Genomic DNA, 14005 nt, shown 5'->3' on the forward strand with positions numbered 1-14005 from the left:
TTAACATCCAATCGCCTATCAGGAGCAGCAGCAGAACCTCCTGAACTCATCTTGCAGGGAAAAATAAGGCTTCTATTCCCTGGATTTTGCGCTGGTGCACGCTGCTTTTCCCTACAAGTTTAACTCCGGAGGGCCATTTTTATTGGAATAATTGCTGATTATTGATTGCTTCCTGGTTAAATGGTTGATCCCTCACAAAATTATGCATTGCTGCCATCCCCCTGTGCTGGGCGCAGAAAGATAAGAAATACCACTGCCGCGAGCTTTCAGCTTGCGGCAGGAATACAACTTTTGTTGTTTTATTTGTTGGAGGGTTGATCAGGATTATAACTTATCATCATCCTGAGGCAGAGAAAAGTATAACATCTACTACCTACCAACTAACAGAGCAACAGCAGAAAAGCCTCCTGAGGGCCTTTTTCATTAGAATAATTCTAAGACTGCTACTTTGCGTCATCCAAACAGAAGCGGCCCGTCTGCTACAGGAGCAAACGGGCCGCAATTTCAAATTTTGAATCTCTTTTAATTTAGCGAAGCACTAACTGTTCATCGAGATCAGGAACTCTTCGTTGCTCTTCGTGCCGGTCATTCTGTCTTTCAGGAATTCCATGGCCTCGATGGCGTTCATATCGGACATGTACTTGCGCAGGATCCAGACGCGGTTCAGTTCGTCGCGGTCCATGAGCAGGTCTTCGCGGCGGGTACCGGAGGCAGGCACATCAATAGCAGGGTACACACGCTTGTTGGCCAGCTTACGGTCCAGCTGAAGCTCCATGTTACCGGTACCTTTGAATTCTTCAAAAATAACCTCATCCATCTTAGAGCCTGTGTCGATCAGGGCCGTGGCGATAATGGTAAGCGAACCGCCGTTTTCTACGTTACGGGCAGCACCAAAGAAGCGCTTGGGCTTGTGCAGGGCATTGGCATCTACACCACCCGACAGGATTTTGCCTGACGAAGGAACTACAGTGTTATAGGCGCGGGCCAGACGGGTAATGGAATCGAGCAGGATCACCACATCGTGACCGCACTCTACCATGCGCTTGGCTTTGTCGAGCACTATGCTCGATACTTTTACGTGGCGCTCGGCAGTCTCATCAAACGTAGAGGAAATTACCTCTGCCTTCACGCTGCGGGCCATGTCTGTTACCTCTTCCGGGCGCTCGTCTATGAGCAGGATCATGAGGTAAACTTCCGGGTGATTCTCAGAAATAGCATTGGCTATCTCTTTCAGCAACACGGTTTTACCAGTTTTTGGCTGTGCCACAATCATACCACGCTGGCCTTTACCGATGGGGGCAAACAGGTCCAGTATACGGGTAGAGAGCTGGCTTGGGCGGCCTGTCAGTTTCAGGCGCTCATCCGGGAAAAGTGGTGTGAGGTGCTGGAACGGAATGCGGTCGCGGATCTCTTCAGTTGTTCGTCCGTTCACGGTTTCAACTTTCAGGAGGGCAAAATACTTCTCTCCTTCTTTCGGAGGGCGTATCTGTCCTTTCACGGTATCGCCGGTCTTCAGGCCGAAAAGCTTTATTTGGGAGGGCGACACGTAAATATCGTCGGGGCTGGCCAGGTAATTATAATGCGTGGACCGCAGGAAGCCGTAGCCATCCTGCATCAGTTCCAACACACCTTCATTTATGATTATTCCGTCGAACTCCTTAAAATTGCTCGTGCTGGCATTTATCTGCTGGTTAGCCCTCCGCGGACTGTTATCAGTACTGCGGTTGTCGCTTCTGTTAAAGTCGCGCTGCTCGCGGTTGTCTGGGCGGGCGTCAGCGCGGTTCTCGTTTCGTTCGGCACGTGGCTCACGGTTATCGTTTCGTTCAGGCCGTTCCTGCCGCTGCTCGCTCCGCTCTGCCCGCTCTACCCCTTCAGCACGGGGCTCGGTGCGCTCGGTACGCGGTTCAGTGCGCTCAGCACGCGGTTCGGCTACTGCCTGCTCGCGGTTATCGCGGCGGACCTGCACCCGCTCTCTTTGCTGAGGGCCATGGTCTTTGGCAGGCGCCTTTGCCGGAACAAATAACTGGGGCTGCGCTTCGGCACGGGCTACGTTGGCCCGGGCTGGCTTTTTAGCTACAGGGCCTGCTTTGGCTGGTGCAGGTGCTGGCACAGGGGCCTCTGCTGCCGGGGCAGGAGCTGCTGCTGCAGGGGCAGGGGCTGCCTGCTCATTAGTTGTACTTTCAGGAGTTGGAGATTCTTCTGGAGTAACAGCGCTGGGAGTCTGTTTGATTTTTTTTGGCAATTTTTCGGGAGGGGTACCGGCTTGCTGGTCAAGTATTTTATAGATCAGGTCTTGTTTACTCAATTTCCTGAAATTTTTAACACCCAGGTCTTCAGCAATTTCCTTGAGCTCTGAAAGAAGCCTATCTTTCAATTCTTCAATATTGTACATAAATAATGGTATGGTAGTTAGCTTAACTTGCCAGGTGCGCTTGTGCGAACGCAGCGAGAGATTTTATATTAGAATAGGAAAAAGGTTCGGTTGTGAAAGAGTATGTGAGGCTCAGGATACGCGCCTTCTCAATTTGTACCGCAATGTTATCGCAATACAGCTTAATTTACAAATATTAGCGTGTTTTTTATCAAAAATGTTTCAAGATTTGCCTAAAAGATTTTAGAAAAGCGGCATACTACCCAAAAAAGTATATTTTTGTACCTCTATTTAACGACAAACGATGCTACAGCTAACCGTTTTAAGAGAGCAGACCGACCTGGTAGTGGCAGGCTTAAACAAGAAAAACTACAAAAACGCTGCCCAGGAGGTAGCCGCCTTGCTGGACCTGGACCAGCAGCGCCGTCAGGTGCAGAGCGAGCACGACGACATGCAGGCAAAAGCCAACAGCATCTCCAAAGAGATAGGAATGCTGATGAAAAATGGCGAGCGCGAAAAAGCCGAATCGTACAAAGCCCAGACTTCGGAACTGAAGCAACAGGCAAAATCGCTGGCCGAACAACTCAGCACCATTGAGGAAGAAGTACAAAAAGCGCTGTACAGGCTGCCCAACCTTCCACACGAAAGTGTGCCAGCTGGCAGATCGGCCGAAGACAATGAGGTAGTGCTGCAGCACGGCGACATACCGCAACTGCACGAGGGGGCACTGCCCCACTGGGAACTGATCCAGAAGTACGACATCATCGACTTTGAGCTCGGCAACAAGATTAGCGGTGCCGGCTTCCCGGTGTATAAAAAACAGGGGGCACGGCTGCAGCGGGCGCTCATAAATTTTTTCCTGGACGAGGCCATACAGGCCGGTTACATGGAGGTGCAGCCCCCGATCCTGGTAAACGAGGCCTCCGGCTACGGCACCGGCCAACTGCCCGACAAAGACGGCCAGATGTACCATGCCACCGCCGATAACCTCTACCTGATCCCGACGGCCGAAGTACCCATTACCAACCTGTACCGCGATACTATTGTGCCAGTGGAGCAGCTGCCTATAAAAAACACCGGCCACACGCCCTGCTTTAGGAGAGAAGCCGGATCGTGGGGGGCCGACGTGCGCGGCCTCAACCGCCTGCACCAGTTCGACAAGGTAGAGATTGTGCAGATTACGCTTCCGGAGAAGTCTTATGAGACGCTGGAAGACATGAGCCGCTATATACAGGGCCTGCTGCAGAAACTGGAGCTGCCATTCCGCGTGCTACGCCTCTGTGGTGGCGACATGGGCTTTACTTCTGCCCTCACCTACGACATGGAGGTGTACTCTGCCGCCCAGAGCCGCTGGCTCGAAGTGAGCTCTGCCAGTAATTTTGAGACGTTCCAGGCCAACCGCCTGAAGCTGCGCTACAAGAACGAGACCGGCAAAACCCAGTTACTGCACACCCTCAACGGCAGCGCCCTGGCCCTGCCCCGCATTGTAGCCGCCATTCTGGAAAATAACCAGACACCGGATGGCATTAATATGCCCAAGGTTCTGCACCCTTACCTTGGATTTGAGAAGATTGGGTAATGTGCTGATGCAGTAATAAATTAATACATATCTAAAGTTAAAACAGGGAAGAGCTTCTGGTGCAAATCAGAAGCTCTTCCCTGTTTTATGGACTTTAGCCAATTATTTGAATGAAAAAGGCCCTCCAGAGGTTTTGCTGCTGCTTAAAAGGACATAAGACACAGGACCTCTGGCCTACCTTGTAATTTACCGTTTATGCTACCATGCTCCAGACACTCACAGGAGCTGCGCACGCTGCGAGGCCAGACCAATGAGTTAACCATGCAACAGTCTAGTTCTTTAACTTAATGGCCTTTGTCCCATCAGCACATTAAAAAATCAGCACATTACCCAAACTGCTCCAGGTATTGCCGGTACTGCTCTTTGAGCTTGTACTTTTTAAGTATGGAGGCTTTCACCTCCTCCAGGTGCTGCTCATCCAGGCTGTGCTGTTGAAGCAGTTTCAGGAGGGGCTTGGTATCGTCTTCCTCCATGCCTTCGCGCAGCGTTATTTCTTCGTAGGCCAGCAAAAACTCAGGCGACAGCGACAGCTTGTTTTTCCGGACTGCTATAAACCCGGCAGAAAGCAGCCTCAAGACTCCATCCTCTACTTCCTGGAGGCTCAAGACCACGCCATCCAGGGCGTCGCTCATGAGCAGGACTTCCTGCAGGGGTGCCCCGCCGTCTCCGCCGGTAGCCAGCAGCAGGGCTTCCAGAAACTGAACATCCGATTCCTGCCAGCTTAGGTTAAATTTTGACATACTCCAGTCTTTTGAAATTCCACCGCAAAAATACAATATTTTTCCAGTCAATATTATCGCATTATCTTTATATTGCCGCCGTTTATAACATAGCACATTTCCCCATGTTTTCATTTAAAAGGATAGCCACAGCGGCCTTGTTGTGGCTAATCGTTTGCCTATCAGCTCCGGATAGTTATGGACAGGCTTTTAAGTTCGGCCTTCCCTCTTTTAACAAAGTAGATGAGGCCAAAGGCTTTATCGTGAAAGACAATATCTATACCCAGGGCTTTCTATACTTTAACAAGAATCAACCTGCTCAGGTGGCGTTTAGCACGGGCCGCCACGGGACTCTTACAACCTACACGGCAGACGAACTGACTGAGTTTGGAATTGATGCCGACAGAATCAAATACCTGGCTAATACTGTCGTGCTGGAAGGGGAGTCGCGCCGTGTGTTTGTAGAGGAAATTCTCAGAGGTTCGCTTTTTTACCTGCACAGCGAGAAAACGTTTTATAGAAACAGCGATCCGATGGAGCCACTTAGCAAAGAGACTGTTGCCGCTCACATCACCTCACTCTCTGCCCCAGCTACCAGGTGGAACAGCGACTTTCATCTGCTCCGGCCCAAACCGCAGCCAGTCCGGTATTTTGCCAGAAACCTGGACACAGGAAAATCACCAACAACTATGTTTACCCATATTGGCTTGTTTGTGAGCTTTAATACATCAACACTCACGCCAGCCAAGTTTACCACTTACAAAGCCATACAAAAGCTGGATCAGGCAACCTCCGCGAATATGAGCGCAGGAGTTTATGCAGACTTCCCTTTCTGGGCCTTTAACAACTGGTCTTTTCTGACACAGGCAGCCTACGGCAAAATGCGGTTTGCGGAGACAGTGGAATCGCAGAACACCCGCTACGACATGAGGCTGAACCTGGACTATGCCCGGCTGGCACTTATGCCGAAATATACGCTTAGCTTTTCTAAACTACGGCTGTTTGCAAATGCTGGCCCCACCTTTACTTACCACCTAAAGCACGACAGCCAAGGCAGGCAAGCTGTACTGGAAGGCCAGAAGGTGTATGTTTCGGAGCAGCCGGGATTCTCTGTAAAGCAAGCTATGCTTGGCCTCGAAGGAGGAGCCGGCATCAGCTATTTTTTCCTGCCAAAGCATTACCTGTCGCTGCAATTCAGCCAATCGAAGAGCTATAGCAGGTATTTCAATGTAAGCAATCAATCTGTTAGGGTTAGTGTTAATTTATGAGACCATATTTTACCCGTTGCCTCCTGCTCGTTCTCTGCTTTAGCCTGTGCCATTGCGCAAAAGAGAAAGATTTTTTGAGTCAGACCCCTTACCCGCTTCTCAACATCAGTAGTGCGACAACAGATAATGCAGGAATAAGCGTGACGGCAGAAATTACCTCACCAGGCGGAACTGCGGTAACTGAGTTTGGTATTGCCTATAAGCTCAGGGATTTTTCTAAGGAGGAAATCAGGGTAAAGGCTCCCTCTGCATCTGACACTAAATTCAGTTATCAGATAAAAGATCACCTGGAAAAAAACACTGTTTATGAATTCAGGGCCTATGCTCTGGTAGGCGACAAAACGGTGTATAGCGATCTGGTGCAGGCAAAAAGCCTGATCACCAGCGCCCCCGTAATTACAGACTTCTCTCCCAAAGAAGGTCCCTCTGGTACAGAAGTCACTATTACCGGCACCAGCTTTCCGGTAGACAAGAGCAAGGTGCGCGTATATATTGGCGGTATGCAGTTGAACGTAGTATCCTCGACCCCAACCAAAATTATTGTTCGGGTTTATACGTGGGGCATTTATGGGTCTTTCCCGCTTCGTGTGGTTATAAATGGAGTAGAAGGTAAATCTGATCAGCATTTCAGGATATGGGGGCCGGAAATAACACGCCTGAGCAGATCTCATGGCCTACCCGGCGACACCTTAACGCTTTTCGGAAAAGATCTTGAAGGAAATAACCTGCAGATTTCGCTTAATCACCAACCTTTTAAAATCCTCTCTTCTTCCGACACGAAGGTAAAACTTGAAGTACCTACGCATACTTATGATTATTTTGACAGGCCTTTCCCCCTTATTCTTTCCACTGACAAAGGCACGGCCACATCTCCTGTCAATTTCACGGTTTCAACCAACCTGAAAGAAGAAACCTACCTAAGATTAAATTATAATGCTGAATACAGACCAGGCTTTGAAGTAAACGGGAAAGGCTATTTTTATGATTATTATAATATCACGAGTTACCATCCGGCTTCTAAAACCTGGAAAACTGAAAGTAATGCGCCCTGGCGAAACTCCCCTATCTGGGAACGGGTTGGCGACAAAGCCTATGTAATTGGGGGCTATTTGCACAGTACCAGGTACAGCGAGGTTTGGGAATTAGATCTCAGTCTAAACACCTGGAAAAAACTTGACAACCTTCCTTTTTCGGTGCATAACGCAGCGAGCTTTGTTTTAGATGGCAAAATATATTTTGGTGGCGGCATCAATTCACGCAACGATAACTATACACTCTGGCAGTATGATCCGGCCACACAGCAGGTTGTGGCTCAAAATCAATTACCGGGATATGTAACTGCCGGCAATACCTTTATTCTAAAAGGCAAGGCGCATCTGTTAATTGGCCAGGACATATTTTCTTTTAACCAGACAAGTAATTCCTGGGAAAAGGAGATTACGCATAGTATAAGTAAACCTTTTGCTATCACCATAGGTGATTCAAAACTCTTCCTTCTATCTAAGACAGATAATCAATTTATACACCAATATGAGGCTGATACGAAAGTCTGGAAGAAGGTAGCTTATTTCCCTCACCAGTATGGGAACAACCAGTACCTCCGATTCACAGGTTTTAGCACAGCGAATAAGTTTTATATTGGCAGTTATCTAGCCGGGAGCTATGGCGACAGCCAATTCTACTCCTACACCCCCTGATCAAACAGCATCAAAGGAAATATCCCACATGCATTTAAAGTGCCCTTTGGGGCACTTGCTGTAGCCGATCTTGGAGCAGGGGCGGCAGCTGAGCCCCTTTACTTCCAGCACCTTATAGCTGGTGCGGTATGGGTACATGCCGAACTCCGGAATGGTATTGCCCCACACGCTGATGATGTCTTTGCCAAAGGCGGCGGCAATGTGCATCAGGCCAGTGTCGTGGCTCACCACCTGCTCCGCCTGCCGCACCAGCGAGGCCGACTGGTTGAGGTTGTACTGGCCGCAGGCGTTGTAAATTACTGTGCCGGCCTTTCCTAAAGCTGCATCAAAATAAGAGGCTATTTCATTGCCGGTTGCTGCGTCTTCTTTTCCACCCAGCAACACAACAGGTCGCTGCAGGCGCTCGCAGAGCTCTACGATGCGCTTGGTTGGCAACCGTTTGGTAAAGTGCTGTGCGCCTATGGCAAAGGCGGTGTACCCCTGCCGGAAAGGCTCCGGCAATGACTCCAGCGCTACTTCGTCTTTGGCCGGTATAAAGTAATCCAGGCCATTGCCATCGTCTTTCACACCCAAGGCAGATGCTGCCTCCAGGTAGCGGTCTACGATGTGCACGTCAGGCAACATGCTCAGCTTGAGGTTCACCATCAGCCACTTCTCGTAATTCAGCTTGTTAAAGCTTTTGTTCGGCTTGCCCAGCCGGAACTTGATGACACGGGTGCGCAGGTTGTTGTGCAGATCCACCACATAATCGAAGTTCTCGGCCTGTAGCTCCTGCACCAGTTCCTTCAGGCTGCCCTGCAACACATGCACCTTGTCTATATGAGGGTTATTTTCCAGTATAGTCCTAAAGCCCTGCTTGGTGCAGAAATGCACCTCCGCCCCCGGCACCTGCTGCTTAATGCAACGGATTACAGGCGTGGTCAGCACAATGTCGCCGATGGAGGAGAAACGGAGGATGAGTATTTTGGGCATTGGGTGTTAAATCTGGATTTTTATTTATGTTAATTAGGCGTCTGCAGCAGAGCACTTTAAGTTAGCGACAGGAAAAGTCTGGCACAAGAAGCGCTTTAAGCAGGCCTGACCAAAATTCATAAAGTGGTGAACTGCAGCAGCAACAGCAGAAACTACAGCCTCTGGAGGGCCATTTTCATTAGCATAATCGCTCCTGAGCCACTATAGCGTGCGCTGAATATTATTAAACATTCACTCACCCACTCATTCAATCATTCACAATTTCAACGTATCTGCTCCTTCCGCTCCCTGAAATACTTCTCCACCTCTTCCGCAGATTTGGCGTTGAAAGTCATTTCTTTGGTGAGGCCTCCCTTGCGACCCATGTATACGCCGTAGCGCATGTCGTGGTAGCCGCTGGTGTGGTGGGCATCGGGGTTTATGCTCAGTATAACGCCCTGCTCGAGCGCGTACTGCACCCAGCGCCAGTCCAGGTCGAGGCGCCAGGGGTTTGCGTTAATCTCGATGATGACTTTGTTGGCCGCGCAGGCGTCTATCACCGCTTTGTGGTTGATCGGGTAACCTTCGCGGCGCAGCAGTAGGCGGCCTGTCGGGTGGCCGAGCATGGTGGTGTAAGGGTTCTCGATGGCGGTGATGAGGCGGGCGGTGGCTTTTTGCTCGTCCATGTTCAGGCTGCTGTGGATGGAGGCCACAATAAAGTCGAAGCTGGCCAGGATGTCCGGATCGTAGTCCAGAGAGCCGTCGCCCAGAATATCGGACTCTATGCCTTTAAATATTTTGAAAGGAGCCAGCTTTTGGTTCAGTTCGTCTATCTCCTTTTGCTGCCGCATCACATCGCCCTCGCGCAGGCCGCCGGCATAAGAGGCTGTTTTGGAGTGGTCGCAGATGCCGAGGTACTCGTAGCCGAGGTCGCGGCAGTAGGTGGCCATCTGCTCCAGGGTGTTGGCGCCGTCGGAGTAGGTGCTGTGGTTGTGCAGGATGCCTTTCAGGTCGTCAAGCTCCAGCAGGTTGGGCAGCTTGTTCTCCAGCGCCAGTTGCAGCTCGGTGGTGCCTTCGCGCAGCTCTGGCTCTACGTAGGCCATGCCGGCTGCTTTGTAAATGTCTGCCTCCGTGGCATACGCACCTCCACGGGCCAGGGTTAAGAGGCTTTTACCGTCTGCCACAACTGTGGTTATATGCGCCACCGCAGCCGACTGCAACAGCACTTCGGCTGCAAATTTGCTTTCCGGCACGAGCTTTATCTCCGTCTCCAGGTTAGTAACAGTGTGGCTGCCGCGCCACACCAGCGGCCCCGACTGCTGCTCCTGCTGCTGCAGTACGTCGACCTGGCTTAGTTTCTCGGCGGCGGCTGCCGGAGCGGCGGTTGCCACCACAAACTGCAGTTTTTCCACAATCTCCAGCCGGCGGCGGATGGCCCCTACCTGCTCCACCTGCGCCTCCGGCAGGGCTTCACGGATTGCCTGCAACAGCTCCGTGGCGCCCGGTTCGGCTTCGGCATAGAGCATTTTGCCCCGGTTCTGCTGGGTAAAGAGCACTGCCTGCCGGATGTTCTCCTGCGTTTTGGCTCCGAAGCCTTTAATTTTGCTCAGCTTGTCCTGCTCGCATGCCTCCAGCAGTTCCTCCACGGTTTCGGTGCCCAGCTCTTTCCAGATGACCCGCACTTTTTTGGGGCCGATGCCTTTTATCCGCAGCATCTCCACCACACCGGGCGGTGTAGCGGTCAGCATCTGGTCGAGCTCGGCAAAGGAGCCCGTTTCGTTCAACTCCACTATTTTGGCGGCTATACCTTTGCCTACACCGTTTATGCTCTCCAGCTCTGCCTGGCGCTTGCCTTCCAGGGGCTCTTCCACCAGTTCGAGCGCTGCCACAGCATTGCCATAGGATCTGATTTTAAACGGGTTCTCGTCGTGCAGCTCCATGAGCTCAGCCGTGAGCTTAAAGAGTCTTATGATCTTCTTGTTTTCCAAAGTGCGGGTTTTGGTTGTTAGCACAAAGATAACAAAAGCCCCCGTACCAGCCAGAAGGTGGACGTCAAAAGGAGCCACCGATTGTTTCTACTCGGAGAGAGATAATTTGCCAGAATCAGAATAGTAGCATGCTCAGATAAGGTTAAATCTGAATTATTGTAATGAAAAGGGACCTCCGGAGGCTTTGCTGCTGCTACTGAAAAGGATACAATTGGCAGGACTGTTCTGTCTAAATCAGGATTTGCAGGATGTAAGGACATACAGGATATTCTACTACCCAGAGGCAGTTGCCGCTCGCCCACAAGCTCCTTGACAGATGGGCAAGAGTAGGACAAAAAAATTAGGTGGAGAGAACAGCAACCAACAGTTTAACAACCAGCAATACGTAACCAGCAATTATTTGAATAAAAACAGCCCTCCAGAGGTTACTGCTGCAGGTTTAACACTGTACCCGTCTTTATAATACGAGAGCACCAATCGGTAAGGCAATAATAAAAAAATCAGCTACAAAATGCCTCGGGTGCTGCTCTGGAAACAGATTTGTCAACATATCTAATTTTGAATTTCTAATTTTTAATCCGGCGAAGCTCCATACTTGATAGATGAATTGCTATATTAGCCTGAACAAATGCCCTACCACTGGGCCTATCGCCGTCTGCTATGAAAAACGTATTGTTGCTAAGCCTCTTGTGCCTCGCCCTGTTAGCCAACACCTGTCGTACAGAGAAACTGGAGCGGGAGCTGCTGCAGGTTACCTGGCTCCACTCTTTCGAGGAGGACGAAGGCGACACGCTGGTATACAGGCCCAATACATTTGATTTTCCGCCCTCCCGGGGCAGAACAGGCTTCGCGATAGAAGACAATGGCGTGTTTAAGGAATACCTGATCGCACCCACCGATGGGCTGGAGGAGCATGTCGGGCAATGGACACACGGCGGTAACAAAGAGCTGCACATCCGCTTCAGAGAAGAAAAACCCGCCCTACAGGATTACAGCCTGGAAATTGTCTCGATCAGGGATAAGGTGCTGAAGGTAAAAAAGATTCCGCTTACCACGGCCGAATAATCCTTGTTTCAGGCTGGAGGCCGGTTGTGATGCAGCCGGGCAAAAGCGAACCTTTGTGCCGCTTTCCTTCTCATAATATGACAAACATCCGAAATATTATGATTCGGACAACAGGATGCAGCTTAATTTACGTACTGGATAATTCATACATACTATTTTCGTTTTAAATTAAATGCAATACTGGTTAGTAAAATCAGAGCCTGACACATATTCGTGGGGAGATCTGGTAAAAGATGGCCGAACCAGCTGGGACGGTGTACGCAACTTTCAGGCCCGCAACAACCTGCAGAAGATGGAGCCGGGAGACCTGGTGCTTTTTTATCACAGCGTATCGGAGAAGGCTGTAGTCGGCATTGCCAAAGTAGACCGCCCGGCTTACCCGGACCCAACCGCCGACGACCCAAAATGGATGGCCGTAGACCTGGTGCCCGAACGTGGTTTTAAAGCCCCCGTAACACTGGAACAAATAAAGAAAGATGCCAGGCTGGAGCAAATCGGCCTGCTCCGGCAGTCGCGCCTGTCGGTAATGCCCCTGAGCCCGGAAGAGTTTGATGTGCTGCTGTCGTTAGGAAATTAGCGGCCCTGTAGCGGCACCAGCCCCTGCCGGCACTCTCTTTCGCCAGCCTCCTAACACAGGTGTGAACCTGATGGTACCCCTGATGTTCTTACTACAGCCACATCGGGGTAATTGCATGGTATGTATGGTATCTACCAAGAGAGATTTTCTTATGACCGGAATACGTATACTGCTGTTTCTTTTTTTTATACTGGCTGCCCCTCCCCTACTCGCACAGGAAAAGGAGGAGGAGGAGGGCCCGATGCAGCCCGTGCGCCTGGAAATAGAGTACGGCTCCGATAACATGGAGTTTGAGCTCTTTCCGCTGGCCGACAGCAGCCTGCTGCTCTACAGCAAAAAAACAGACCTCTGGAACAGGAAAGCCACCCATACTTTTGAGCGGCTCAACGCAAAGCTCGACAGGGTCTGGAGCTGCACCCACGACCTGACACCTGAAGACCAGTACATCCTGAGCTACAGCGAAGGTATTTACCTGTATATGGTCTTTGCCGGCACAAACGATCAAAAGTATAAGTTCCTGAGATTAAACTCCCTGACCGGAGATGCCATTGCCACCACCCACACCCTGGAGCCTATCCGGAACCTATTTCAGTTTAGCGTGCTGCACGGCCGCTACTTTCTGATAGGCACCAGCAAAAGAGACTTTAAGCCGCTGCTGCTCTACGTGGACCCTGCGCCCAACCTGGTGAAGCTCCTGCCGGCCACCTACGGCGACGAATCTACCTTCTCGGACCTGCAGCCGGTACCGCAGCACCAGCGCATGGATGTGGTGCTCACAGAATCTAACAATAAGATTTCGCGCCTGCAGGTAAAGAGCTTTAACGTGCAGGGTGAACTCATCAGCAACCACTTTATTCTGCAGCAAGACAACAAAAACCTGCTCACCGCCGAAGTCACCCCTGTCGATACGCTTTCCAGGCTGCTCATCGGCTCGTACAGCACCTCCGGCTTTCAGCTCAGCAACGGATTTTTCACCTCTCCGGTGGCCTCGCAGGTAGTAAACGGGGAGTTCTACAGCTTTGTCCAGCTTAAAAACTTTTTTAAGTTTATGTCGCCACGCCGCGAAGAGCGCACCCGCCGGCGCGAAAGAAATAGAATAGAGGCCGGAAAACAACCTGCTAACCGCTACCGCATGCTGCTCCACGACCTCATACCAACCACCGAGGGCTATATGCTGGCGGCAGAGATCTACTACCCGCAAAGGCGCCGAAGCTCCAGCTACCTGGACCCGAGCCTCTATGGCGCACAATTTTTCCGGCACACTATGCGCGAAAACGAAGAGTACAAAAGAACGCATGCCGTAGTGTTGGGTTTCGACAAGAACGGGGTGCTGCTTTGGGACAATATATTCCTGCTCAAAAACCTGGTTTCTGCCAATCTTACACCTGCGGTAGAAATAGTCTACGCCCCTGACGGAAGAATAATAATGGTGTATCCGGACGAACAAGAAATCGCTTACCAGATCATGACACCTGAAAAATTCTCAGACGAGGTAAACAAGCTGGACATTCTCACCTACCACGAAAAGGAAAAAGTGCTGACCACAGAGCAACTAGGCATTATTCCCTGGCACGATGGCAATTTTGTAGCCTTTGGGTTCCAGCACATCAGGCGCATAAGCGGCGAATCGCAGCACGTGTATTTCATAAATAAAATTGCCTTCTGATAGCCCTCCCCCTACCTCACTTCTTTTTAAGCTATCACCCAGCTGTGGCAGCAGCAGCAGCAAAAAATGGCCTGGAGGGCTGTTTTCATTAGAATAATTTGCACGATATAACCAGGCCCCGGAC

10 protein-coding genes are annotated in these 14005 nt (G+C 50.7%); 6 read left to right on the forward strand and 4 right to left on the reverse strand.

Features of this window, described 5'->3' with window-relative positions; translation table 11 throughout:
* Positions 1-538: 538 nt before the first annotated feature.
* A complete protein-coding gene (rho, locus tag FJM74_RS05990) occupies positions 539-2392 on the reverse strand; it encodes a transcription termination factor Rho (protein ID WP_187261669.1) in 1854 nt (617 codons plus the stop codon).
* 283 nt (positions 2393-2675) lie between these two features.
* On the opposite strand from rho, the gene serS reads away from it, so the two are divergent.
* On the forward strand, positions 2676-3950 hold the full coding sequence (gene serS / locus FJM74_RS05995) for a serine--tRNA ligase (RefSeq protein WP_187261670.1): 1275 nt from the start codon (positions 2676-2678) through the stop codon (positions 3948-3950).
* A gap of 326 nt (positions 3951-4276) precedes the next feature.
* Here serS and FJM74_RS06000 read toward each other — a convergent pair whose 3' ends face one another.
* Positions 4277-4690, reverse strand: a complete 414-nt coding sequence (locus tag FJM74_RS06000; protein ID WP_187261671.1) for a hypothetical protein — start codon at positions 4688-4690, stop codon at positions 4277-4279.
* A 104-nt stretch (positions 4691-4794) separates the two neighbouring features.
* Between FJM74_RS06000 and FJM74_RS06005 the strand changes: the two genes are divergently transcribed.
* Together FJM74_RS06005 and FJM74_RS06010 are read left to right on the forward strand one after the other, a co-directional pair.
* Entirely contained in the window at positions 4795-5937 is a 1143-nt protein-coding gene (locus FJM74_RS06005) for an outer membrane beta-barrel protein (RefSeq protein ID WP_187261672.1), read from the forward strand.
* A gap of 74 nt (positions 5938-6011) precedes the next feature.
* Positions 6012-7634: an IPT/TIG domain-containing protein gene (locus FJM74_RS06010; protein WP_187261673.1), complete on the forward strand. Its 1623-nt coding sequence runs from the start codon at positions 6012-6014 to the stop codon at positions 7632-7634.
* Here FJM74_RS06010 and FJM74_RS06015 read toward each other — a convergent pair whose 3' ends face one another.
* Complete coding sequence (locus tag FJM74_RS06015; RefSeq protein ID WP_187261674.1) at positions 7635-8606, reverse strand: glycosyltransferase family 9 protein; 972 nt, start codon at positions 8604-8606, stop codon at positions 7635-7637. It lies immediately after the preceding gene.
* Between the two features lie 263 nt (positions 8607-8869).
* Complete coding sequence (locus FJM74_RS06020) at positions 8870-10573, reverse strand: DNA polymerase/3'-5' exonuclease PolX (protein ID WP_187261675.1); 1704 nt, start codon at positions 10571-10573, stop codon at positions 8870-8872.
* Positions 10574-11233: 660 nt separating this feature from the next.
* On the opposite strand from FJM74_RS06020, the gene FJM74_RS06025 reads away from it, so the two are divergent.
* From FJM74_RS06025 to FJM74_RS06035, 3 genes are all read left to right on the forward strand, one after another.
* A complete protein-coding gene (locus tag FJM74_RS06025) occupies positions 11234-11638 on the forward strand; it encodes a hypothetical protein (RefSeq protein ID WP_187261676.1) in 405 nt (134 codons plus the stop codon).
* A gap of 172 nt (positions 11639-11810) precedes the next feature.
* Complete coding sequence (locus FJM74_RS06030; protein WP_187261677.1) at positions 11811-12215, forward strand: EVE domain-containing protein; 405 nt, start codon at positions 11811-11813, stop codon at positions 12213-12215.
* Positions 12216-12366: 151 nt separating this feature from the next.
* The gene (locus FJM74_RS06035) at positions 12367-13881 is read left to right on the forward strand and encodes a hypothetical protein (RefSeq protein WP_187261678.1); all 1515 of its coding nucleotides are present in this window, start codon (positions 12367-12369) and stop codon (positions 13879-13881) included.
* The last annotated feature ends 124 nt before the right edge of the window (positions 13882-14005 follow it).

The organism is Pontibacter beigongshangensis (assembly GCF_014332515.1).
Taxonomy (GTDB): domain Bacteria; phylum Bacteroidota; class Bacteroidia; order Cytophagales; family Hymenobacteraceae; genus Pontibacter; species Pontibacter beigongshangensis.